The sequence below is a fragment of the Streptomyces sp. SM10 genome (assembly GCF_002910915.1).
Lineage (GTDB): Bacteria > Actinomycetota > Actinomycetes > Streptomycetales > Streptomycetaceae > Streptomyces.
The window spans coordinates 1-21,952 of the sequence record NZ_NEUF01000181.1; the positions used below are offsets into that span (position 1 = coordinate 1).

The window sequence follows — 21,952 nt, forward strand, 5'->3', positions numbered from 1 at the left end:
CCCCGGCACCGCGCCCGCCGCGCCGGAGCGCTGGCGGCCGTGGCGCTTCCGCATGTCGAACGACGTGTGGGGCACGCCCGTCGTGGTGGACGATCTGCTGTACGTGACGTCCTTCGAGGTCCACGCCCTGGACGTCGGCAACGGGCGCCGGCAGTTCAAGACCCGTGACGTGGCCTGGTCCATGGCCGTCGACGGAGGCCGGATCCACGCCTCGGACGGCCCGTCCCTGTACGCACTGGACGCGGCGACCGGCGCCGAGCGGTGGCGGCTCTCCACCGACGCGTGGGTGTACTCCCTCAAGGCCGACCGGGGCACCGTCCTGACCGGGACGCGCGGCGGCGGCGTACAGGCGTGGGAGGCGTCCAGCGGCGAGAAGCTGTGGGAGACCTCGGGCGTCCAGACGGACTTCGAGACGGCGGAGTCCGGGCCCGTCATCCACGACGGCACGGTGTACCTGTGGCAGGAGGCCCGGCTGCGGGCCGTCGACGCGCGTACCGGCGCCGAGCGGTGGTCCTACCCCGTCGGCGACGCAGCCTCCTGCGGCGGGGTGCCCGTCCGGCTGACCGCCGCGTCCGACGGCTTCGTCTACGTCGCGGCGGGCACCCGGGTGCTGGCCGTGGACGCCGTCTCCGGCCGGGTGCGCTGGCACTTCGAGTCACCCGCCGTCTTCCTCTCCCCGCCCGCCTTCGCCCCGGGGCCCGCGGTCACCGGCGGCGGGGTGTACCTCGCGGACTACCTGGGGACCGTCTACGCGCTGGACGCCTCCACCGGCAAGGACCGGTGGCGGATCGCGACGGAGGCCCGGCAGTCCGTCGAGCCCGTGCTGGTCACGGCGGGCAACGTGCACGTCGGCAGCGGCAGCGCGCTGTACACGCTGGACGCGGTGACCGGGACGCCGAAGTGGCGGTTCGCGGCGGGCGGCGAGGTCGTCGGCGCACCGGTGGTCGCGGACGGCCGGGTCCACTTCGGTTCGGCGGACCACGTGCTCTACACCCTGGACGCGGCAGGCGGCCAGCTCCGCTGGAAGCTGGCCACGGGCGGCGAGATCACCGGCTCCCCGGTGGCGCAGGCGGGCGTCGTCTACGCCTGCAGCAAGGACCGCTGCGTCTATGCCCTGGACGCGCTGAAGGGCACGGGGACGGGGAGCAGGGCCCGGACCTGAGGTGTCACGGGTGAGGCGGGTGATACCGGTTCCGGTCCGGGTCCTCGCCGGGCCAGGGGTGCTCCCCCTGGACGGGGTACTGGGCGGTGTCCTCGTCGGGCGGGGCCGCCCGGTGCCGGCCCGGCCCGGTGTACGGATCCGCCTCCGGCTCCGGCCCGGGGGACGTCTGCGCGGCCGGCCCCGGCTCCTGCGTCGGCGGCCAGGTGTCCGGGTGGTCGTCCGGCGGTACGGGATACGGCTCGGCGGCGGGCCCCGTCCGGGCGGGCCGCCGGCGCCCCGACATCAGCAGGGCGCCCAGCAGGAGCAGGATGCCGCCGGCCAGCGCCTGGGCGACGCCCCAGCCGAGCCCCGACCCGTCGCTGTCGACCGTCAGGCCGCTCGCCGCCTGGCCCTGCCGGACCATCCAGAGCACGGTGAAGCCCAGCACGATCAGTCCCGCGAGGGCCACCACCCAGCGTGAGCGGAGCACGACCCCCACGAGGGTCACCAGCGCGGCGAAGAGGAACGGCAGCAGGATCGAGGCCATCACGGACGACGGGACGCCGGTGATGCCGTCGAACAGGTCCTGGATGCGGTAGTCCCGCCCGAGGCGGTCCTGGTACCAGGTGCGGAAAGGGCTCTGGACGGCCGCCGCGGCTCCCACGAGTGCGACGACGGAGCCGATGACATTGCGGATCATCGTCAGCCTCCCGGGCCTCGGCGGCACGGCTGTGCGCACCGCTCCCCGCGCTCGACGCTACGCCCGGCCGATCTTCCCTGCCATCCGAGACCATGACCAGACCGTGACAGGGCCATGACGGGGCCACGGGGGTGGGCCGGGAATGGTGTGCGTTACGGTGTCGCGCGGCCGCGCGGCGGCCGAAGGAGCCGACTACAGCTAGGGGGGCTGCATCGATGATGCGGCGACAGATGAGGTTCGCGGCCGTACTGGTCGTGGTGGTGCTCGCGCTCACCGGATTCTCCACGTCCAGCCACGGCGGCAAGAGCGGGAAGAGCCGCAGCAAGAGCAGCAGTTCCGGTGGCGGCTGCTCCAACTCGAAGAAGAGCAACGGCAGCTACCACCGCTACGACGATGACGACTACGACAGCTCGTCGAGCTCCTCCGGCGGCTCCACGTACGAGTCGGCCACGCCCGGTCCCACCGCTTCGGGCGCCCCCGTCGTCCGGGTCATCCGCTGCGCCCAGCCCAAGAAGGGCAAGCGCAAGGCGGTGACCTCCTCGACGGTCCAGATCCGTTCGACGGCGTCCGTCGAGCAGACGTACGAGGTCGACGTGACGTTCCAGGACGCCAAGGGCCTGACGGTCGACACGGGCGAGGCGACGGTCGACCTCACGTACGGCGAGACCGAGACCGTGGCGGTGAAGATGGACAGCCCACGCCTGGTCTCCCGCGTGAAGCGCTGTGTGGTCACGGCCGAGCAGGGCTACTGACAGCACGCTGCGACCGCGGCGAACGCGAGCAAGGGCCCGAGCCGTGAGGCTCGGGCCCTTGCTCGTCGTGCGCGGACATGCGGCGGCCGCGGCGGCTCCCCCTCCGCGCCGCCGCGGCCGCTCCCCCGTCCCCCGCAGAGTGAAGGTCTACTTGGCCGGCTTGAGCGGCTCGGACGTGGCGTGCTGGTCGAGCGTCGTGATCTCTTCGCCCGTCGCGTGCTGGTCCTGCGCGGTGACCGGCGTCTCCGGCTCGCCCGTGGCGTGCTGGTCGGCCGGCTTGAAGATCGGGTCCTGCTTGCTGGCGTCGGCCATGATGTTCAACTCCCTCTCTGCACTGCACGATGGGTCTTGCGAGGCCCGCCCGGCTGTTCCCCCGTGGACTGCCGGACGGGCCTCTCGGGGCCGTTCACCTGAGTGGCACGGCCGCTGTCGCCCCGTCTGCCCCCCGACGCGACGGATCGACAGGCATGAGCATGCAGGGCCGTGATAAACGAACGATGAACGGCCCGCTCCTCAGGCGGCCGCCGCAGGTGACAGCAGGGACCGGAGCTGTTCCGCTTCCGGGGAGCCGAGCTCCTCGTAGATCGCGAGGGCCTCCGCCCAGCAGACCTGGGCGCGGCCGGTCTGCCCGATTCCGGCGAGGGCCCGGCCCAGGACGGTCAGCACGTTCCCCCGGCGCCATTCGCCACCGATGCCACGGAGGACCGTGAGCGCCAGCTCGGCGAACTGGGCGGCGTGGGCAGGACGGCCGGAAGCGAGATCCACCTCGGCGAGCCGGAACAGCGCCATGCCCTCCCACAGCCGCTGCCGGCTGTCGCGGAAGATGGCGAGGGCTTCGTTCAACTGCTCCGTGGCCGCTGCCGGCTTCCCACTCTGGGTGAGCGCCATGCCCAGGGCGTAGCGACCGTTGGCGCCGCGTAGAGCGTGGCCGAGGGAGTCGTAGATCCCTATGCCCGCGGTCGCCAGAGTGATGGCACTGCTCGTACGCCCCGTGGCGAGGTGGATGCGCGACAGATTGCACAGGGCGCTGGCCTCGCCAGGGCGGTTCTCGTCGCTGCGGAATGCCTCGATCGCCTGGTTCAGGAAGGTCTCACCGTCCTCGTGACGGTTCTGGTACAGCGCGATGATGCCGCGCGCGTTGGATGCCCAGCACGCCGGCAGCCGGTCGTCGACGGTACCGGCGAGCCGCAAGGCTTCCTGTGCCTCCCGGTCCGCGTGGTCGAACCTGCCGGCCAACTGGTGCACGTTGGCGAGGGACATGACGGCACGTCCCTCCGCCCGCGGGTCTCCGCATGCCCTGGAGGCTTCCCTGACGGTCATCGCCACCGCCTCGTACTGCTTCGAGTTGGCACCCGACTCACCCAGGTCGAGGGCGGCGTAGAGGAGGTCCACGGCACGGGCCAGGGTGCCGGCGGACCGCACCGACTGACGTACGCACGCGAGCAGGTTGGTCGCCTCGGCGTACAGCCAGTCCAGGGCGGAGTGCCTGTCCGCGAAGGACAGCCCTGCGTGCTCCGTCGGTTCGAGGTGGTCCACCAGCCGGTCCCCGGGCCGCTCCAGCGCGTACACTCCCGCCGCCGTGGCCAGGTAGAAGTCAAGCAGCCGTGACAGCGCCAGCTCCCGCTCCACCGGCGGCTGTTCGTCCCGCTCGGCGCACGCACGTGCGTAGAGCCGCACCAGGTCGTGGTAGCGGTAGCGGCCCGGGGCCGCCGACTCCAGGAGGCTGGTGTCGACCAGGGTCTCCAGGAGGTCCTCCGCCACGTGGAGTTCCAGGTTCAGCAGGGCCGCCGCCGCGGCGAGGGAGAGGTCCGGGCCGTCCGCGAGGCCCAGGAGACGGAACGCACGGGCCTGGGCCGGCTCCAGCTGGCCGTAGCCGAGCTCGAAGGTGGCCTTCACCGCGAGGTCGCCGGCCTGGAGTTCGTCGAGGCGGCGCCGCTCGTCCGCGAGCTTCGCCGCCAGCACGGAGACCGTCCAGGTGCGGCGGGAGGCCAGCCGGGAGGCCGCGATCCGGATGGCCAGCGGCAGGAACCCGCACGCCGCCACCACGTCCAGGGCCGCCTCGCGCTCGGAACGGACGCGTTCCTCGCCGACGATGCGGGTGAAGAGCTGGAGGGCCTCCTCCGGGGACATCACGTCCAGGTCCACCAGGTGCGCGCCGGCCAGGTCGACCATGCGGACACGGCTGGTGACCAGCGCCGCGCAGCCCGCCGTGCCGGGGAGCAGGGGCCGGATCTGGGCCGCGTCATGGGCGTTGTCGAGCAGGACCAGGATGCGGCGGCCGTCGAGGGTGGAGCGGTAGAGCGCGGCCCGCTCGTCCAGGGAGTCCGGGATCGCGGAGTCCGCGGTGCCCAGGGCGCGCAGGAACGCCCCGAGGACGGTCTCGGGCTCCGCCGCCCGGTTGCCCGCCCCCTGGAGGTCGACGTACAGCTGGCCGTCGGGGAAGTGCGGGCGCGCCTGGTGGGCCACGTGCACGGCGAGGGTCGTCTTGCCCACGCCGCCGATGCCGGCCAGTGCGGAGACCGCCATGACGGAGCCCTCGGCGGCGGCGAGCCGGTCGCCGAGTTCCCGTACGAAGGCGGAGCGGCCCGTGAAGTCCGGCACGGTGGCCGGGAGCTGGGCCGGGCGGACCGGGGCGGACGCCGGGGCCGGCTCGTCGGCGGGGCGGGCCAGTTCCTCGTCGGCCCGGAGGATCCGCTGCTGGAGCTGGGCGAGTTCGGGGCGCGGGTCGACGCCCAGTTCCTCCGAGAGCAGGCGGCGGGTGTCGGCGTACACCGCGAGGGCCTCGGCCTGACGTCCGCTGCGGTACAGGGCGACCATCAGCAGCTCGCGCAGCCGCTCACGCAGGGGCTGCGCCGCGGTGAGGGCGGTGAGTTCGGAGACCGCCTCCGCGTGGCAGCCGACCTCCAGGTCCAGATCGAGGCGGGTCTCGGTGAGCTGGAGCCGCCATTCCTCCAGGCTGGTGCGCTGGTTCTCCGCGTAGGGCCCGGGGAGGGAGGCGAGTGCCTCGCCGTCCCACAGGCCGAGCAGCTTGTTGATCAGGGTGCGGGCCTGGCAGCGGTCCCCGCCGCCTCGGGCCTTCTCCGCCTCGGAGGCCAGGTCCTGAGCGAGGGTCAGGTCCAGTGCCGCACGCGGGATCCGGAGGGCGTAGCCCCCGGACTCGCTGACCAGCGTGTCCTGGCCCAGGGTCTTGCGCAGCCGCGAGGCGTACGTCCGTACGGTGGCCAGCGCCTGCGACGGGGGGTCGTCGCCCCAGAGGGCGTCGATGAGTTCGGCGGCGGTGGCCGTGCGGCCGTCGCGCAGCAGCAGGGCGGCCAGCAGGGCCCGTTGCTGCGGGGAGCCGGACGGCAGGGGCTCACCGCCGCGCCAGGCGCGCACCGGGCCGAGGACGGTGAAGCGCAGTGGGGCTCCGGCCTCCCGTTCCCGAGCAGCGCGTTGCTCCGGAACGCGCACGCCGGGTCCGTTGTCGCGGTCCATGATGCCCCCTGTCCTGCTTGCCCCGCCGGTCCTGCCGACCCCGCCGCACCGCACCGGTGGTATCGGGCTCAACAGTCTGCCTTGTTATGGGCGGGCTCGTCAGCATCGGGTGTCGCTCTGCACAGGGCCTGAACAATGACGAGGCCGAGCCGGCGGACCTGGAGCCCGGGGACTAAGGCAGGAGCCCCGTTCCTCCGCCGAAGCGGGGGAGCGGGGCTCCTTGGGTACTGCTCACTCGGCCGCGATCGGCCGACCCGGGCAACTAGGCCGGGGTGACGTTCTCAGCCTGCGGACCCTTGGGACCCTGAGTGACGTCGAAGTTCACGACCTGGTTCTCCTCGAGGGAGCGGAACCCGGACGCGTTGATCGCGGAGTAGTGGACGAAGACATCCGGGCCGCCGCCGTCCTGGGCGATGAAGCCGAAGCCCTTTTCAGCGTTGAACCACTTGACGGTTCCGGTAGCCATAAAGCCCTCCTTGGGCCAAAGGGTTGCCCTGCTCCAGAACCTGCAAACAAGTCTGAAAACTACAAAAGCCTGCGGGTTACATGCTCCGCAGGCTCTGTACTGCAAGGGAAACCAAACTGCAACTTGCGGGCGAGCCTAGCACGCAGTGTGCGGGGAGCGGTAGAGGGAAAGATCACTTCACCCGGATGTTTGATCGGGCCGTCGGAGAGCTGACGTACAAGGCTCCCGAGCACCATCGGGGCGCCCCGATGAAGCGGGTCGCCGGAGGCAGGTCTAGCCTCGCGATGTGGACAATTCAACCGTCTCTCCCGTAGAAGGCGACGACCGTCGCAGCAGGCCGCGCGTCGGCCACATCCAGTTCCTGAACTGCCTCCCCCTCTACTGGGGCCTGGCACGGACCGGAACCCTGCTCGACCTGGAGCTCTCGAAGGACACCCCGGAAAGACTCAGCGAGCAGCTGGTCAGGGGTGACCTGGACATCGGCCCGGTCACCCTGGTCGAGTTCCTGCGCAACGCCGACGACCTGGTCGCCCTCCCCGACATCGCGGTCGGCTGCGACGGCCCCGTCATGTCGTGCGTGATCGTGTCCCAGCTGCCCCTGGAGCAGCTGGACGGGGCCCGGGTGGCCCTCGGGTCGACCTCGCGCACCTCCGTACGCCTGGCCCAGCTGCTGCTCTCCGAGCGGTACGGCGTCGCACCCGACTACTACACCTGCCCGCCGGACCTCGGCCTGATGATGCAGGAGGCCGACGCGGCCGTCCTCATCGGTGACGCCGCCCTGCGGGCCAACCTGCACGACGCCCCCAGGCTCGGGCTCCAGGTCCACGACCTGGGCGAGATGTGGAAGGAGTGGACGGGGCTGCCGTTCGTCTTCGCGGTCTGGGCGGCGCGCAAGGACTATCTGGCCTCGCACCCCGACTACGTGGAGAAGGTTCACGAGGCGTTCCTGGCCTCCCGCGACGTCTCTCTGGAGGAGGTCACCAAGGTGGCCGAGCAGGCGGCGCGCTGGGAGGCCTTCGACGCCGAGGTGCTGGAGCGCTACTTCACCACCCTCGACTTCCGCTTCGGCCCGGACCAGCTGGCGGGGGTGCGTGAGTTCGCCCGCCGCACCGGCCCGACGACCGGCTTCCCGGCGGACGTCAAGGTCGAACTGCTCGGCGGCTGACACGACGGCGCGCGGGAATGGCGCGGGGGGAATCCCGCGCCTTCCCGGGCCTTGGCGCCGGGGTGTCCATTGCCCCTGATGCGCGGCCACGGCATTCCGTTCCCGGGAAAGGGCGCGAATGTTCCGGAGTTCCGGAAGGAGTACCTCCGCACCCGTGCGGGGAGGAATAGCGGATGGCTTCCACAAGCCCTTCCGGTTTCTCCCCGGTGAAGCCCGGGCGGTGCGGACGAACGGCGTATTCGCGCCTTTCCGAGTGGCGAAATCCCTGCTTCGTGCCCATAGGGGCGATATCGGAGGAAGGGGTCTCCGTGACCCCGCGAGCCGCGCCCCCTAGGCTGCGGTCCGAGTTCCGGGGTCCACAGGGGGAGAGCGTATGCAGCCGCTGGAAGCCGGCGAACCGCAGACCATCGGCGCCTACCGGCTGCTCGGCAGGCTCGGGGCCGGCGGGATGGGCCGGGTCTACCTGGGGCGCAGCGCCGGCGGACGTACCGTCGCGGTCAAGGTCGTGCACCCCCACTTCGCCCTCGACGAGCAGTTCCGCGCGCGGTTCCGCCGCGAGGTGGACGCCGCGCGGCGCCTCGGCGAGCAGTGGACGGCCCCGGTCCTGGACGCCGACCCCGATGCGGCCGTGCCCTGGGTGGCCACCGGTTACGTGGCCGGACCGCCGCTCTCCGACGCGGTCACCCGCCACGGTCCGCTGCCCGAGTACGCGGTACGGACCCTGGGCGCGGGACTCGGCGAGGCACTCGACGCCGTCCACGCGCACGGCCTCATCCACCGGGACGTGAAGCCGTCCAACGTCCTGCTCGCCCTCGAAGGCCCCCGGCTGATCGACTTCGGTATCGCCCGTGCGCTCGGCGCCACCGTCTCCCTCACCTCGACGGGCGTCTCCGTCGGCTCGCCCGGCTACATGGCCCCGGAACAGATCCGGGGCCTGGACCTCTCCGGCGCGGCCGACGTCTTCTCGCTCGGCGCGGTCCTCGCCTACGCGGCGACCGGTGCCGCGCCCTTCCTCGGCGACTCCTCCGCCGTGCTCCTCTACAAGGTGGTCCACGAGGAACCCGAACTCGGGGAACTGGAGGGCGAACTGCGAGAGCTGGTGGCCGGATGCCTCGCCAAGGACCCCGCGGACCGGCCCGCTCCTGCCGAGCTCGCCCGCAGGCTCGCCCCCGGCGGGGCGGCCGCGCTCGTGGCCCCGGGCTGGCTGCCGGGACCCCTGGTGCGTGAGGTCAGCAGGTCGGCGGTGGCCCTGCTGGACCTGGAGCCGCAGGACGGACCCGTCCGGTCGGGCCCGGTGCCCTTCAGCGACGCCTCGCTGGGGAGCGCGGCCCTCGGCGCCTTCGGCCCCCCTCTGCCGCCCCCGCCCGACGGGCCGCCGGGCACCGCAGGCGCGTCGGGCGAGCGGGGTCCCGGGGCCCGCATCGCCCTCACCATGGACTCCGGCCCGCAGCCCGGCCGCCGGAAGGGGCGACGGGTCAGCTGCACCGTCGCGCTGGCCGTCGCCGGCGCGCTCGCCGTCGTGACGGTCGGCGCCGCGACGCTGGGGGACCTGTTCACGCGCGGTGACGACGACCGGGGCAGCGACGCCGCCCAGCCCCCGTCGGCGAGCCGGTCGCAGTCCCCGCCCGACACCGCCCGGTCCCCGTCGTCCCCCGGCTCCTCGGCCTCCGAGCCGGTGGGCGCGCTGCCCAAGGCCTTCGCCGGTACGTGGAAGGGCTCGGCGACCGAACGCAGCGGCGCGCCGCACGGCTCGGTCACCGCCGTCTTCGTCGAGGGGAAGAAGGGGGAGGAGGTCGTCCGGCTCTCGTACCGCTTCGACGCGCTGGGAACCACCGTCGTCTGCAAGGGCGTCGGCACCCTCCTCTCCGGCACGGCCACCGGGCTGAAGATCCGGGAGCGTGCCGACCCCGACGCCCGCACCGGAGCGATGTGCACCGGCGGTGAGGCCGACATCGACTTCACCCTCACCTCGGACCGGACCCTCCTCTACGAGTCCCACGAAGAGGCCGCGGGCACGCCGAAGGGCACCCTCACCCGGTCCGGCGGCTGACCCCGGCAAGCGCTGGCGTAGGCTGGATCGGTCCGTGGATCCGTAGAAAAACCGCCGAAAGGTGACAGCCCGGTGACCGAGAAGGCCGACCTTCAGCCCGTCCTCGACCGCGCCGCCGAAGGCGGGCGGATCACTCCGGAGGAGGCGCTCGACCTCTACCGGTCGGCACCGCTGCACGCCCTGGGGGCCGCGGCCGACGCCGTGCGCCGCCGCCGCTACGCCGGTACCGAGCACATCGCGACGTACATCATCGAGCGCAACATCAACTACACCAACGTCTGTGTCACGGCGTGCAAGTTCTGCGCGTTCTACGCGCCGCCCAAGGACACCGGCAAGGGCTGGTCCCGCGACCTCGACGACATCCTGCGCCGCTGCGCGGAGACCGTCGAGCTGGGCGGCACCCAGATCATGTTCCAGGGCGGACACCACCCGGACTACGGCGTCGAGTACTACGAGGAGCACTTCTCCGCGATCAAGAAGGCGTTTCCGCAGCTGGTCATCCACTCGCTCGGGGCTTCCGAGATCGAGCACATGGCCCGCATCTCGGGCGTCGGTGCGAAGGAGGCGATCGAGCGGATCCACGCCGCCGGCCTCGACTCCTTCGCCGGCGCGGGAGCCGAACTGCTGCCCGCCCGGCCGCGTACGGCGATCGCCCCGCTCAAGGAGTCCGGCGAGCGCTGGCTGGAGATCATGGAGATCGCCCACGGCCTCGGCGTCGAGTCCACCTCCACCATGCTGATGGGCACCGGCGAGACCAACGCCGAGCGTATCGAGCACCTGCGGTTGATCCGCGACGTCCAGGACCGCACCGGCGGCTTCCGCGCCTTCATCCCGTACACCTACCAGCCGGAGAACAACAAGCTGAAGGGACAGACGCAGGCCACGCTCTTCGAGTACCTGCGGATGATCGCCATCGCCCGGCTCTTCCTCGACAACGTCGCCCACATCCAGGGCTCCTGGCTGACCACCGGCAAGGAGGTCGGCCAGCTGTCCCTGCACTACGGTGCGGACGACCTCGGCTCGATCATGCTGGAGGAGAACGTCGTCTCCTCGGCCGGTGCCAAGCACCGTTCGAACCGGCTCGAGATCATCGACCTGATCCGCAAGGCGGGCCGCGTCCCGGCCCAGCGCGCCACGACCTACGAGCACCTGGTCGTCCACGACGACCCGGCGAACGACCCGGTCGACGAGCGCGTCGTCTCCCACATCTCCTCGACGGCGATCGTGGGCGGCACGGCCCACCCGGAGCTCAAGCTCCTCGACGCCAACTGAGGCTTCCGTGCTGACCGTTCACGCCGCGCCGCTGGTCCTTCCGGTCGGTGCGGCGGCCGTCCGCGGCGGTGCCGTCGCCGTGGACGGCGACCGGATCGTGGCCCTGGGGCCGTACGAAGCCGTCGTGGCCGGGCATCCGGCCGCCCGGGTCAGGCAGTGGCCGGGAGTCCTCACCCCGGGCCTCCGCCAGTGGGACGGCCTCCCGCTGCTGACCCGCTGCTACCACCCCGATCCGCGCGAGGCCGGCGAGCTCGGCGAACAGCCCCTGACCGGCGCCGACTTCGATCGGCTGGCCGCGCGGATGGATGAGCCCCGCCGGGCCGGCAGCGTGCGCCGCGGGGTGCAGCGAATGCTGCGCCACGGCACCACCCATGTCGCGGGCGTCCTCGGCGAGCCCGCGGTCCGCACCGCCGTGGGCCGCGCGGGTCTGACGGTTCTCCCGCCGGCCGGGGCCCCGGCCGGCGAACCGGACCTGGACCCCTTCGCCCGGGGCCGCGACCTGGCGGGATCCGCGCACGGCCCGCTCGTCGTCGGAGGCCGCGCCGACCTCGCGGTCTTCGACGTGGCGGACGAGGCGGAGCTGTGTGCGGCGGGCGCCGTGACCTGCGTGGCCACGGTCCTCGGCGGGCGGCTGGTGCACCGGCGGCGCTGAGGACGCCGGGCGCCTCTCACGCCACGGAGGGCCCGCCCAGGTAGCGGCCGTCGCCGTCGTACGGCCAGGCGTTGGACACGCAGCCCTTCAGCCCCTTGATCTGCTGCATCATCGCGGGCGCGGGCTTCCCCGCGCCGGGGCACGTCTCGTGGCCGTGTCCCAGCCAGTGGCCGACCTCGTGATTGATGATCAGGGCCCGGTACTCGGACGCGGACCCGTCGAACGTCGGCGAACCCAGCTGCCAGCGCCGCAGGTTGACCATGACGTTCTTGCCGCCGCGGCAGTTGACCTCACCTCGGGTGTCCAGGTCGTACTGTCCGCAGAGCCGGTCCGTGGTCTTCGGCGTCCCGATCCGGATCACCAGCCCGGCGCTGCCGTCCGCGACCTGGCGGAAGGTGCGGCCCTCGCCCTTGCTCCAGCCCCGTGGGTCGGAGAGTATCTCCGCGATGTCCTCGGCGGCGCTGTCCGGGTCCACCCCGATGCCGTCCTCCACCTCGACGCGGTAGCGGCTGCCTCCACCGCCGGAGGAGACGGCCTCGTGCGCCACCGTGAAGGTGCCGGGGCCCGAGGACGGCACGGAGTCAGGATCCACGGACTCCTCGGCGCTGGGTGAGTCCTCGGGGGACTCGGGCGCCGAGGGGCTCACCGACACCATCGGCGAAGCCGACGCCTCGGGCGAGGCAGGGGGCGGCGAAGCGGTCCGGTCGGGCTCCAGGTCCGCCGCGACCGCGGTGCCGTCGTCCTGCCACGTCGCGGCGGCGTAGAGGCAGGCCGCCCCGGCCACCATCGTGAACACGGCCCCGGCGAAGACGGCACGCCGTCTTCGCATCCGTCTTCGGCGGGCGAGGGACCGTCGTCTCCGGGCGTCAGCACGGGAGGGCCCCGCCCCAGGCGCGGGCGTCCCGGCCCCCCGCCGGTGGGCGCCGCTCCGTATTCGGTAGGTGTCGTCGTCGCTGTACATCGGTCCGGTGAGTGCCCGTCGTCTCGGAACGTCCGTGCGGGGGATCATCCGCCCTGCACGCTGACCTGCTTCTGGAGTACCGGGTGCTCGTCCGCGTACCGCCCGACGTCCAGCAGCCCGCTCCCCCTGACGCCGTCCAGGAGTTGCTGGGTGGTCACCGGTGCGGAAACCCCTTCCCCCCATCCGGAGAGACGTCGATCAGCACCGTGCTGTTCCCGAATTCGAAGGCGATCGTTCCACGCCGCCGCGAGCGACCTGGGGCGGGGCTGCTTGAATGGGAGGGTGACCCGAGCATCCCTGGACAAGCAGCCGCACGAAGTCGCCTCGATGTTCGACGACGTGGCGGCGAACTACGACCTCACCAACGACGTGCTGTCGCTCGGACAGGCGCGTCAGTGGCGCAGGGAAGTGGCCCGGGCCGTCGACGCCCGCCCCGCGCAGAAGATCCTCGACCTCGCGGCCGGCACGGCCACCTCCTCGCAGCCGTTCGCCCGGGCCGGCGCCTACGTGGTGCCCTGCGACTTCTCCATCGGGATGCTCCGGGTCGGCAAGGCGCGTCACCCGTGGATGCCGTTCACCGCGGGCGACGGCACGAGGCTCCCGTTCAAGGACGAGACCTTCGACGCGGTCACGATCTCCTTCGGACTGCGCAACATCCAGGACACCGGCGCCGCCCTCGCCGAGCTGTACCGGGTCACCAAGCCGGGCGGCCGGGTCGTGATCTGCGAGTTCTCCCAGCCGACCTGGGCCCCCTTCCGCACGGTCTACACCGAGTACCTGATGCGCGCGCTCCCGCCGGTCGCGCGGGCCGTCTCGTCCAACCCGGACGCCTACGTCTACCTCGCCGAGTCGATCCGCGCCTGGCCCGACCAGGCCGGCCTCGCGACGCTGCTGCAGAAGGCCGGCTGGTCGGACGTGGCCTGGCGCAATCTCACCGGCGGAGTGGTGGCGCTGCACCGGGGTGTACGGGTCTGACCCGGCGCGGTCTCAGAGCTCCAGCCGGAAGCAGTACGCCTCCTGCCCCGACACCGGTGAGGTGTACGACTCGGCCTGTCGCATCCCGAGACGCCGGGCGACCGCCATCGAGCGGGCGTTGCGTGAGTTGATCATCGCCACGACCTCCCTCACCCCGAGCGCCTCCGTCCGCTCCAGCGTCGTGCGTGCGGCGGCCGTCGCGTAGCCGTGCCCCCAGGCGGCCCGGCCCAGCCGCCAGCCGATCTCGATCTCGCCCACCGGGCCGAACGACTCGTGCGGCCACGGCTGGGCACCCGTGAAGCCGAGCACCTGACCGGAGTCGTCGAGGACCGTCCACAGGCAGTGCCCGAGCTCCGCGTCGTGCCGTCGCTGGCGGGCGGTCAACTCCTCGTACACGGAGTACTCCGCGGGGCGGCCGCCGAGGAACTCCATCACCTCCGGGTCGGCGAACACCCGGTGCCAGGCCAGGGTGTCCTCGTCGGTCGGGACACGCAGTCGTACGGACGGAGTGGGGTCAGGCGCGTGCGGCATCGGGGAGCCCTTCGGGAGGTTGATCAGCAGGCACCCATAGACTGCACGCGACCTGTGCCGCGCGGCACGCGAATTCGAGTCTTCGGGAGATCCGACCGTGACCGAGCCCCTCTCCGAACACAGCGCGGACGTGATCGTCGTCGGAGCGGGCCCAGCCGGCTCCACGACCGCGTACCACCTCGCCAAGGCCGGACTCGACGTGCTCCTCCTGGAGAAGACGGCCTTCCCGCGCGAGAAGGTCTGCGGCGACGGTCTCACCCCCCGCGCCACGAAGCAGCTCGTCTCCATGGGCATCGACATCTCCGAAGAGGCCGGCTGGCTGCGCAACAAGGGCCTGCGCATCATCGGCGGCGGCGTCCGCCTCCAGCTCGACTGGCCGGACCTCGCCTCGTACCCGGACTACGGACTGGTCCGCAAGCGCGACGACTTCGACGAGCAGCTGGCCCGCCAGGCCCAGAAGGCCGGAGCGCGGCTCCACGAGCGCTGCAACGTCGGGGAGCCGGTCAAGGACGAGCGCACCGGGCGCATCACCGGCGTCCACGCCAAGCTCGGCGAGGAGAAGACCCCGGTCACCTTCCACGCCCCGCTGGTCGTCGCCGCCGACGGCAACTCCACCCGGCTCTCCCTCAACATGGGGCTGCACCGCCGCGAGGACCGCCCGATGGGCGTCGCGGTCCGTACGTACTTCACCTCGCCCCGCCACGACGACGACTACCTGGAGTCCTGGCTGGAGCTCTGGGACCGCCGGGGCGCGGAGGACCGCCTGCTGCCCGGCTACGGCTGGATCTTCGGCATGGGCGACGGCACGTCCAACGTCGGGCTCGGCATCCTCAACTCCTCGAAGGCCTTCCGCGAGCTCGACTGGCGCGAGGTGCTCAAGGCCTGGTGCGCCTCGATGCCGGAGGACTGGGGCTACACCCCCGAGAACATGACGATGCCGATCCGCGGCGCCGCTCTCCCGATGGCCTTCAACCGCCAGCCCCACTACACCAAGGGCCTGCTGCTCGTCGGTGACGCGGGCGGGCTCGTCAACCCGTTCAACGGCGAAGGCATCGCGTACGCCATGGAGTCGGGCCAGATCGCCGCGGACGTCATCGTCCAGGCGCACGCCCGCGCCACCCCCGCCCAGCGGGAACTGGCCCTGCACCACTACCCGAAGATCCTCAAGGACACCTACGGCGGCTACTACACGCTGGGCCGCGCCTTCGTGAAGATGATCGGGAACCCGCACGTCATGAAGATCGCGACGCAGCGCGGTCTGACCCACCCCCTGCTGATGAAGTTCACGCTGAAGATGCTCGCCAACCTCACCGACCCGACGGGCGGAGACGCGATGGACCGCATCATCAACGGCCTGTCGAAGGTCGCCCCGAAGGCGTGAGTACCGGGGGCCACGGGTGACCCCGGGCCCCGCCCCGCCGGCCCGCCCTGCGATAGGTTGCGGGCCATGGGGGCATCGAGGGCATGGACCACCCGCGGCTGCCGGTGGCTCGGCGCTGCCGGATCACTGGGCGTCGCGCTGGGCGGCTGGGCCGTCGGGACGCTCCCCGCACACGATCCGTGGGGGCTGTGGGTGCCGCACGGCCCCGCCGTGCGGGCCGCGGGGTACGCGCTCGCGTACGGCGGACTGACCGTGCTCCTCGTCGCCTGGTGGCTGTACGGGCGGGCGGGAGCCTCCGTACGCGACACCCTGACCACCCTCGGGTGGTGGACCGCGCCGCTCGTCCTCGCACCCCCGCTCCACAGCGCGGACGTCTACAGCTACATCGCGCAGGGCGCGATGGTCCTCGAAGGGCACGACGTCTACAGCGTGGGGCCCTCCGTCCTCGACCCCGGCGGGCCCGGCGGCGACGCCGCCGCGAGCGTCGGCGGGCACTGGACCGACACCCCGGCCCCCTACGGCCCGTTCTTCCTCGTCCTCGCGCGGGGCGTCGCCTGGGCGACCGGCGGCGCGATCGTGCCCGCCGTGCTCGGGATGCGCCTCATCGCCCTGGGCGCCCTGGTGCTGATCGTCTGGGCCCTGCGGAACCTCGCCCGGGAGCACGGCCGCAGCGAGAGCGCCGCGCTGTGGCTGGGCGCGCTGAACCCGCTGCTGCTCGTCCACGTGGTCGGCGGTGTCCACAACGACGGGCTGATGACCGGCCTCATGCTGGCGGGCGTGGTCCTCGCCCTGCGGGGCAGATGGATCACCGGCTCGGCGCTCATCGGCCTCGCCGTGATGGTCAAGTCGCCCGCGGCGGTGGCGCTGCTGTTCGTCGGCGTCGTGGTGGGCCGCGCGGCGGGCGGTCCCCTCGTGCGGAGGGTGGCGAAGGGGCTGCTGGCGCCCGGCCTGGTCGCCGGGGCGGTCGCGGTGGCCGCGACCTTCGCCGGGGGCACCGGTTTCGGCTGGCTGGGGACCCAGAGCGTCGCGGGGCGCATCCACACCGCGCTGTCCCTCACCAGCGACCTCGGGCTGGGACTGGGCGAGCTCCTGCGGCTGCTGGCCGGGACGGACCCGGATCCGGTCAAGTCCGCCGTGCAGAACCTCGGTCTGCTGGTGGCCCTGGTCCTGATCGCCCGCCTCGCGTGGCTGGCGGCGACCGGGCGTACGGAACCCGTGCGCGCCCTGGGGCCCGCGCTCCTGATCCTCGTCGCCCTCTCGCCGATGGTCCAGCCCTGGTATCTGCTGTGGGCGACCGCGGTGATCGCGGCGACCGCGGACGGCGGCCGGGCCCTGGGCGCGGTGACCGTGCTGTCGGCCGCGCTCGTCTACGAGACACAGCCCTCGGGATCGACCCCGCCGTACGGCTTCGTGCTGGCGGCTCTCGCCTGCGTGGCGGGCGTCCTGCTGCTGCGCGGGGAGCGGGCCGCCGGGGCACGGGGACACGTGCCGGGACAGCGCCGGCCGGCCGGGGCCACCGCGGAGCCGGACGTACGGACCACGGCGCGCTGACCCGCCCGCCCGACGCCCGCGCCGTACGACCTGTGGCGCCGACGCCCGCGCCGTACGACCCCCGCCCGGTCTCCCCACCGGATCGCCGACGCGGGTTCCCGGACATGGCGGAGGGCCGTCGCTCCCGGGCGGGGGAGGGACGGCCCTCTGCGGTGTCCAGCCACGTCCGGGAGCGGCCCGGGACGCTTGTGAATCAGAGAACGCGGACGGCGCCCGACGGCGGGTCGTAGTCCAGGGACTTCTGCACGACGCCGGTGCTGGAGTTCTGCGCGCCGACGAACTGGCCGCCGCCCACGTAGATCCCGACGTGGTACGCGCTGCCCGCACCGCCCCAGTACAGGATGTCGCCGGGCTGCAGGTTGTCCAGGGAGACCTGGGTGCCGGCCGTCGACTGGTCCTGCGAGACGCGCGGGAGGCCGATGCCCACCGAGCCGTAGGCAGCCTGGACCAGGCCCGAGCAGTCCCACGAGTTCGGGCCGGTGCCGCCGGAGACGTACGCGTCGCCGACCTGGGACTGCGCGAACGCGATGACGGACGCGGCGGACCCGGTGGCGCTCGACGAGGAGGGGGAGGAGGACGAGCCGGAGGAGGCGGAGAGCGTGGTGCGCTCGGAGGAGCGGGACGCGCGCTCGGCGGCCTCCGCCTTGGCCTTGGCCTCCGCCTCGGCGGCTGCCTCGGCCTTCTTCTTGGCCTCGGCCTTGCGGACCGCCTCGGCCTTGGCGGTCTTGGCGGTCTTGGCCGCCTTGGCGGCTGCGGCGTCTTCGACGGCCTGCGTCTCGAGGTCGAGAGCGACCGCCTGGGTCGCCTGCGCGGACGCCGCGACGGAGGTGGAGAGCCCGGCCGTGATGGTGGGCATCTCGATGGTCTGGGTCACCGGCTCGGCTTGAGCCGGACCGGCGGCACCCGCGACCGCGATGGTGCTGAGGACGCCACCGGCAACTCCTGCCCGCAGGGCCGTCTTCGAGGCACGCTGGCGGGGCTTCCGGTGGCTGGGTATGTGAGCGGTGTGGGACATGGGTACTAGCGCTATCAGGGCCCCAGGGGTCCCATCAAGAAACGTGTGTTGCGACACAGTTACGTTCGGAATCTGTGAATCCGCTTATTGCGGGCCCTTATTGACGCCCTAACGGGCAAAACGGGCACCTGTGTACATGGCTGTGATCACGGGGTTCTATCAATACGCCCGAATTGCCCGTCGCTTACCATCCGTCCACACGGTTGGCCAAGCCCGCTTTTCTTGGAGCGTGCGTGGAGTGGTGCAGGTCACAGCATGAGTGTTCCGTGAGAGGCAACCGCGCGGACGCGCGGCGCGTTCGGGGCGGGTCCGGCCGCCCGGGCGCCGGGTAGTGACCCAATGGTCAGTCATGTCCGTTTCCATGGGTGCCCTTCGGGTGGTCCGCGACCCTCCGGCCGTGGCGGGTCCGAGGAGGGGCCGCCGCGCGCCGCGGTCGGCGCTCCCGCCCCCTGGGTTCGCGTCCGGAAGTTAGTGAATGCGTGCACATTGTCCACATCGGTACCGGAAGCCCCTCTTCCGAGTGGGGGCGAGATGTGGCCGGTTCCTATATCACCCGTGTGGCGCCCATTGCCAATTTGCTTGTACGGGCCGTCCATTGATAGGGCCATGCGCCTTTGACCAGCGGTAACGCCGCAAGATGTCACCTCTCGTAACCGCTCGGCCGCTTCGCGTGTGAAGATCACCGCTCATCCGACTTCATGATCGTTCGTCAGGTGGCGGAGATCACAAAGGTGTTGGCGTACCCCGTGTCGCAGATCACAGGACCGCAGGCATAGGATGCGGGGCAGTCGGGCTTGTGAACTGCCTCACATGTGCACGATCTTGATGAGGTGGCGAGCCGGTCGCCCGATGCGGTCCAACGGTCAAGGACGACTGGAAGGAGCGAGGAGCGTGAATGCCTACGCGCCCATCCTCGTGCTCGGCGCCCTCGGGGCAGGGTTTGCGATCTTCTCCGTGGTCATGGCCACGCTTATCGGCCCGAAGCGCTACAACCGAGCAAAGCTCGAAGCGTACGAGTGCGGCATCGAGCCCACCCCAACGCCGGCCGGAGGCGGCCGTTTCCCGATCAAGTACTACCTGACGGCGATGCTGTTCATCGTCTTCGACATCGAGATCGTCTTCCTCTATCCCTGGGCGGTCACCTTCGACGCCCTGGGGATCTTCGGGCTCGTGGAGATGCTGCTCTTCGTGCTCACCGTCTTCGTCGCCTACGCGTATGTGTGGCGCCGGGGCGGCCTGGAATGGGACTGAGGGGCTGAGGGGCACACCATGGGACTCGAAGAGAAGCTGCCGAGCGGCTTTGTGCTGACCACTGTCGAGCAGGCCGCGGGATGGGTGCGGAAGTCCTCCGTCTTCCCCGCCACCTTCGGCCTCGCCTGCTGCGCCATCGAGATGATGACGACCGGCGCCGGGCGGTACGACCTGGCCCGTTTCGGGATGGAGGTCTTCCGCGGATCGCCGCGGCAGGCGGATCTGATGATCGTCGCGGGGCGGGTCAGCCAGAAGATGGCACCCGTCCTCCGGCAGGTCTACGACCAGATGCCGGGCCCCAAGTGGGTCATCTCCATGGGAGTTTGTGCGTCATCGGGTGGAATGTTCAATAATTACGCCATTGTTCAGGGTGTTGATCATATTGTCCCGGTCGACATCTATCTGCCGGGATGCCCGCCGCGTCCCGAGATGCTGATCGACGCCATCCTCAAGCTCCACCAGAAGATCCAGGGCTCCAAGCTCGGGGTCAACGCGGAGGAGGCCGCCCGCGAGGCGGAGGAGGCGGCGCTCAAGGCACTCCCCCTGATCGAGATGAAGGGGCTGCTGCGATGAGCGACGAGCAGAACGGCGCGGCGGTACCCACCCCGCGCGACGACTCCGGCGAGGTCATCGGCGTACGGAAGGGCATGTTCGGCGCCGACAACGGCGGCGACACCTCCGGCTACGGCGGACTCGTCCGCACGGTGTCCCTGCCGGGAGCCACCTCACGGCCCTACGGCGGCTGGTTCGACGAAGTGGCCGACGAGCTGGAGGGCGCCCTGGAGGAACAGGACCTGCTCCCCGGCAACGCCGTCGAGAAGACGGTCGTCGACCGGAACGAACTCACCTTCCACATCGCGCGCGAGCACCTGGTCCAGGTCGCCCGCACCCTGCGTGACGACCCGGCCCTGCGCTTCGAGCTCTGCACGGGCGTCAGCGGTGTCCACTACCTGGGGGACAAGGGGCGCGAGCTGCACGCGGTCTACCACCTGCGCTCGCTCACCCACGGGCGGCTGATCCGCCTGGAGGTCTCCGCCCCCGACAGCGACCCGCACATCCCGTCGCTCGTCGGGGTCTACCCGGCCAACGACTGGCACGAGCGCGAGACCTACGACTTCTTCGGGCTGATCTTCGACGGGCACCCGGCCCTGACGCGGATCATGATGCCGGACGACTGGCAGGGCTTCCCGCAGCGCAAGGACTACCCGCTCGGCGGCATCGCCGTCGAGTACAAGGGCGCCCAGATCCCGGCTCCGGACCAGCGGAGGTCGTACAGCTGATGACTACTCCCCGTGCAACGCCCCGCGCCACGACCGAGGGGACTGTATATACAGTCACCGGCGGCGACTGGGACGAGGTCGTCGAGTCCGCCGCCAAGTCGGACGACGAGCGCATCATCGTCAACATGGGTCCCCAGCACCCGTCCACGCACGGCGTGCTGCGGCTGATCCTGGAGATCGACGGCGAGACCGTCACCGAGGCCCGCTGCGGCATCGGCTACCTCCACACCGGCATCGAGAAGAACCTCGAATTCCGGAACTGGACCCAGGGCACCACCTTCGTCACCCGCATGGACTACCTGACCCCGTTCTTCAACGAGGCGGCCTACTGCCTCGGGGTCGAGAAGCTCCTGGGCATCGAGGACCAGATCCCCGACCGGGCCACCGTCCTGCGCGTGCTGCTGATGGAGCTCAACCGGATCTCCTCGCACCTGGTGTGCATCGCCACCGGGGGCATGGAGCTCGGCGCCACGACGATCATGATCTACGGCTTCCGGGACCGTGAGCTCGTACTCGACATCTTCGAGCTCATCACCGGGCTGCGGATGAACCACGCGTTCATCCGTCCCGGCGGCCTCGCCCAGGACCTTCCGATGGGCGCGGTCGACCGGCTCCGCGAGTTCGTGAAGACCATGAAGAAGAACCTGCCGGAGTACGACAAGCTCGCGACCGGCAACCCCATCTTCAAGGCCCGCATGCAGGACGTCGGGTATCTCGACCTGACCGGCTGCATGGCGCTCGGTGCCACCGGTCCGATCCTCAGGTCCGCCGGACTCCCGCACGACCTGCGCAAGTCCGATCCGTACTGCGGATACGAGACCTACGAGTTCGACGTGCCCACCGCGGACACCTGCGACGCCTACGGCCGCTTCCTCATCCGCCTGGAGGAGATGCGGCAGTCGCTCAGGATCGTCGAGCAGTGCCTGGACCGGCTGGAGCCCGGACCGGTCATGGTCGCCGACAAGAAGATCGCCTGGCCCGCGCAGCTCGCGCTGGGACCCGACGGCCTCGGCAACTCGCTCGACCACATCAAGAAGATCATGGGCACCTCCATGGAGGCCCTGATCCACCACTTCAAGCTGGTGACCGAGGGCTTCCGGGTCCCGGTCGGGCAGGCGTACACCGCCCTGGAGTCACCCAAGGGCGAACTCGGCGTGCACGTCGTCTCCGACGGCGGCACCCGGCCCTTCCGGGTCCACTTCCGCGACCCGTCCTTCACCAACCTGCAGGCCATGGCGGCGATGTGCGAGGGCGGCCAGGTCGCCGACGTCATCGTCGCCGTCGCGTCCATCGACCCCGTGATGGGAGGCGTCGACCGGTGACCGCGTCCAACCA

20 protein-coding genes are annotated in these 21,952 nt (G+C 71.5%); 13 read left to right on the forward strand and 7 right to left on the reverse strand.

All coding sequences use genetic code 11. The annotated features are described in order from the left end of the window. Positions 1 to 1,162, forward strand: a 1,162-nt coding sequence (locus B9S57_RS30310) for a PQQ-binding-like beta-propeller repeat protein (RefSeq protein ID WP_181011537.1), incomplete at its 5' end; no start/stop codon positions are given. A 4-nt stretch (positions 1,163 to 1,166) separates the two neighbouring features. Here B9S57_RS30310 and B9S57_RS30315 read toward each other — a convergent pair. Beyond that, complete coding sequence (locus tag B9S57_RS30315) at positions 1,167 to 1,841, reverse strand: hypothetical protein (RefSeq protein ID WP_103760366.1); 675 nt, start codon at positions 1,839 to 1,841, stop codon at positions 1,167 to 1,169. A gap of 215 nt (positions 1,842 to 2,056) precedes the next feature. Between B9S57_RS30315 and B9S57_RS30320 the strand changes: the two genes are divergently transcribed. Continuing rightward, on the forward strand, positions 2,057 to 2,593 hold the full coding sequence (locus B9S57_RS30320; protein ID WP_103760367.1) for a hypothetical protein: 537 nt from the start codon (positions 2,057 to 2,059) through the stop codon (positions 2,591 to 2,593). Positions 2,594 to 2,740: 147 nt separating this feature from the next. On the opposite strand, the gene B9S57_RS34780 is transcribed toward B9S57_RS30320, so the two are convergent. The 3 genes from B9S57_RS34780 to B9S57_RS30330 all read right to left on the reverse strand — a co-directional run bounded on the left by B9S57_RS34780 (position 2,741) and on the right by B9S57_RS30330 (position 6,533). Further along, entirely contained in the window at positions 2,741 to 2,905 is a 165-nt protein-coding gene (locus B9S57_RS34780) for a hypothetical protein (protein ID WP_181011538.1), read from the reverse strand. A 201-nt stretch (positions 2,906 to 3,106) separates the two neighbouring features. Further along, complete coding sequence (locus B9S57_RS30325; RefSeq protein ID WP_103760368.1) at positions 3,107 to 6,067, reverse strand: BTAD domain-containing putative transcriptional regulator; 2,961 nt, start codon at positions 6,065 to 6,067, stop codon at positions 3,107 to 3,109. Positions 6,068 to 6,329: 262 nt separating this feature from the next. After that, positions 6,330 to 6,533, reverse strand: a complete 204-nt coding sequence (locus tag B9S57_RS30330; protein WP_003967102.1) for a cold-shock protein — start codon at positions 6,531 to 6,533, stop codon at positions 6,330 to 6,332. 286 nt (positions 6,534 to 6,819) lie between these two features. On the opposite strand from B9S57_RS30330, the gene B9S57_RS30335 reads away from it, so the two are divergent. The 4 genes from B9S57_RS30335 (at position 6,820) to B9S57_RS30350 (ending at position 11,672) form a co-directional block, all read left to right on the forward strand. Continuing rightward, positions 6,820 to 7,698, forward strand: a complete 879-nt coding sequence (locus B9S57_RS30335; RefSeq protein WP_103760369.1) for a menaquinone biosynthetic enzyme MqnA/MqnD family protein — start codon at positions 6,820 to 6,822, stop codon at positions 7,696 to 7,698. Positions 7,699 to 8,071: 373 nt separating this feature from the next. Continuing rightward, a complete protein-coding gene (locus B9S57_RS30340; RefSeq protein WP_103760370.1) occupies positions 8,072 to 9,748 on the forward strand; it encodes a serine/threonine-protein kinase in 1,677 nt (558 codons plus the stop codon). 72 nt (positions 9,749 to 9,820) lie between these two features. After that, on the forward strand, positions 9,821 to 11,020 hold the full coding sequence (gene mqnC / locus B9S57_RS30345) for a cyclic dehypoxanthinyl futalosine synthase (RefSeq protein ID WP_103760371.1): 1,200 nt from the start codon (positions 9,821 to 9,823) through the stop codon (positions 11,018 to 11,020). A gap of 7 nt (positions 11,021 to 11,027) precedes the next feature. Next, a complete protein-coding gene (locus B9S57_RS30350) occupies positions 11,028 to 11,672 on the forward strand; it encodes a hypothetical protein (RefSeq protein ID WP_103760372.1) in 645 nt (214 codons plus the stop codon). Positions 11,673 to 11,688: 16 nt separating this feature from the next. Here B9S57_RS30350 and B9S57_RS30355 read toward each other — a convergent pair whose 3' ends face one another. Further along, positions 11,689 to 12,633 carry a DUF3152 domain-containing protein gene (locus tag B9S57_RS30355; RefSeq protein ID WP_103760373.1) on the reverse strand — a complete coding sequence of 315 codons (945 nt, stop codon included), beginning with the start codon at positions 12,631 to 12,633 and terminating at the stop codon, positions 11,689 to 11,691. Between the two features lie 282 nt (positions 12,634 to 12,915). Here B9S57_RS30355 and B9S57_RS30360 point away from each other — a divergent pair, with 282 nt between their 5' ends. Continuing rightward, positions 12,916 to 13,608, forward strand: coding sequence for a demethylmenaquinone methyltransferase (locus tag B9S57_RS30360; protein ID WP_103760374.1), 693 nt, complete (start codon positions 12,916 to 12,918; stop codon positions 13,606 to 13,608). A 12-nt stretch (positions 13,609 to 13,620) separates the two neighbouring features. On the opposite strand, the gene B9S57_RS30365 is transcribed toward B9S57_RS30360, so the two are convergent. Next, complete coding sequence (locus B9S57_RS30365; RefSeq protein ID WP_103760375.1) at positions 13,621 to 14,139, reverse strand: GNAT family N-acetyltransferase; 519 nt, start codon at positions 14,137 to 14,139, stop codon at positions 13,621 to 13,623. Positions 14,140 to 14,236: 97 nt separating this feature from the next. Between B9S57_RS30365 and B9S57_RS30370 the strand changes: the two genes are divergently transcribed. Together B9S57_RS30370 and mptB are read left to right on the forward strand one after the other, a co-directional pair. Beyond that, positions 14,237 to 15,520, forward strand: coding sequence for a geranylgeranyl reductase family protein (locus B9S57_RS30370; RefSeq protein ID WP_103760376.1), 1,284 nt, complete (start codon positions 14,237 to 14,239; stop codon positions 15,518 to 15,520). A gap of 66 nt (positions 15,521 to 15,586) precedes the next feature. Further along, positions 15,587 to 17,071: a polyprenol phosphomannose-dependent alpha 1,6 mannosyltransferase MptB gene (gene mptB / locus B9S57_RS30375; RefSeq protein WP_103760377.1), complete on the forward strand. Its 1,485-nt coding sequence runs from the start codon at positions 15,587 to 15,589 to the stop codon at positions 17,069 to 17,071. A 193-nt stretch (positions 17,072 to 17,264) separates the two neighbouring features. Here mptB and B9S57_RS30380 read toward each other — a convergent pair whose 3' ends face one another. Beyond that, the gene (locus B9S57_RS30380) at positions 17,265 to 18,086 is read right to left on the reverse strand and encodes a C40 family peptidase (protein ID WP_103760378.1); all 822 of its coding nucleotides are present in this window, start codon (positions 18,084 to 18,086) and stop codon (positions 17,265 to 17,267) included. A gap of 891 nt (positions 18,087 to 18,977) precedes the next feature. On the opposite strand from B9S57_RS30380, the gene B9S57_RS30385 reads away from it, so the two are divergent. From B9S57_RS30385 to B9S57_RS30400, 4 genes are read left to right on the forward strand one after another with little or no spacing between them, the layout of a single operon-like run. Continuing rightward, positions 18,978 to 19,337: an NADH-quinone oxidoreductase subunit A gene (locus B9S57_RS30385; protein ID WP_003992243.1), complete on the forward strand. Its 360-nt coding sequence runs from the start codon at positions 18,978 to 18,980 to the stop codon at positions 19,335 to 19,337. An 18-nt stretch (positions 19,338 to 19,355) separates the two neighbouring features. Next, positions 19,356 to 19,910 carry an NADH-quinone oxidoreductase subunit B family protein gene (locus B9S57_RS30390; protein ID WP_103760379.1) on the forward strand — a complete coding sequence of 185 codons (555 nt, stop codon included), beginning with the start codon at positions 19,356 to 19,358 and terminating at the stop codon, positions 19,908 to 19,910. Further along, positions 19,907 to 20,617: an NADH-quinone oxidoreductase subunit C gene (locus B9S57_RS30395; RefSeq protein ID WP_103760380.1), complete on the forward strand. Its 711-nt coding sequence runs from the start codon at positions 19,907 to 19,909 to the stop codon at positions 20,615 to 20,617. The genes B9S57_RS30390 and B9S57_RS30395 overlap by 4 nt, the downstream gene beginning before the upstream one ends. Then, positions 20,617 to 21,939, forward strand: a complete 1,323-nt coding sequence (locus B9S57_RS30400; RefSeq protein WP_103760381.1) for an NADH-quinone oxidoreductase subunit D — start codon at positions 20,617 to 20,619, stop codon at positions 21,937 to 21,939. The genes B9S57_RS30395 and B9S57_RS30400 overlap by 1 nt, the downstream gene beginning before the upstream one ends. Positions 21,940 to 21,952: the final 13 nt, after the last annotated feature.

Bases quoted from the DNA above. Each gene is read 5' to 3' on its own strand.
- B9S57_RS30390 (WP_103760379.1), top strand. From the start codon at position 19,356: ATGGGACTCGAAGAGAAGCTGCCGAGCGGCTTTGTGCTGACCACTGTC.
- B9S57_RS30355 (WP_103760373.1), bottom strand. From the start codon at position 12,633: ATGTACAGCGACGACGACACCTACCGAATACGGAGCGGCGCCCACCGG.
- B9S57_RS30365 (WP_103760375.1), bottom strand. From the start codon at position 14,139: ATGCCGCACGCGCCTGACCCCACTCCGTCCGTACGACTGCGTGTCCCG.
- B9S57_RS30380 (WP_103760378.1), bottom strand. From the start codon at position 18,086: ATGTCCCACACCGCTCACATACCCAGCCACCGGAAGCCCCGCCAGCGT.
- B9S57_RS30320 (WP_103760367.1), top strand. From the start codon at position 2,057: ATGATGCGGCGACAGATGAGGTTCGCGGCCGTACTGGTCGTGGTGGTG.
- B9S57_RS30395 (WP_103760380.1), top strand. From the start codon at position 19,907: ATGAGCGACGAGCAGAACGGCGCGGCGGTACCCACCCCGCGCGACGAC.
- B9S57_RS34780 (WP_181011538.1), bottom strand. From the start codon at position 2,905: ATGGCCGACGCCAGCAAGCAGGACCCGATCTTCAAGCCGGCCGACCAG.
- B9S57_RS30400 (WP_103760381.1), top strand. From the start codon at position 20,617: ATGACTACTCCCCGTGCAACGCCCCGCGCCACGACCGAGGGGACTGTA.
- mptB (WP_103760377.1), top strand. From the start codon at position 15,587: ATGGGGGCATCGAGGGCATGGACCACCCGCGGCTGCCGGTGGCTCGGC.
- B9S57_RS30330 (WP_003967102.1), bottom strand. From the start codon at position 6,533: ATGGCTACCGGAACCGTCAAGTGGTTCAACGCTGAAAAGGGCTTCGGC.
- B9S57_RS30315 (WP_103760366.1), bottom strand. From the start codon at position 1,841: ATGATCCGCAATGTCATCGGCTCCGTCGTCGCACTCGTGGGAGCCGCG.
- B9S57_RS30340 (WP_103760370.1), top strand. From the start codon at position 8,072: ATGCAGCCGCTGGAAGCCGGCGAACCGCAGACCATCGGCGCCTACCGG.
- B9S57_RS30325 (WP_103760368.1), bottom strand. From the start codon at position 6,067: ATGGACCGCGACAACGGACCCGGCGTGCGCGTTCCGGAGCAACGCGCT.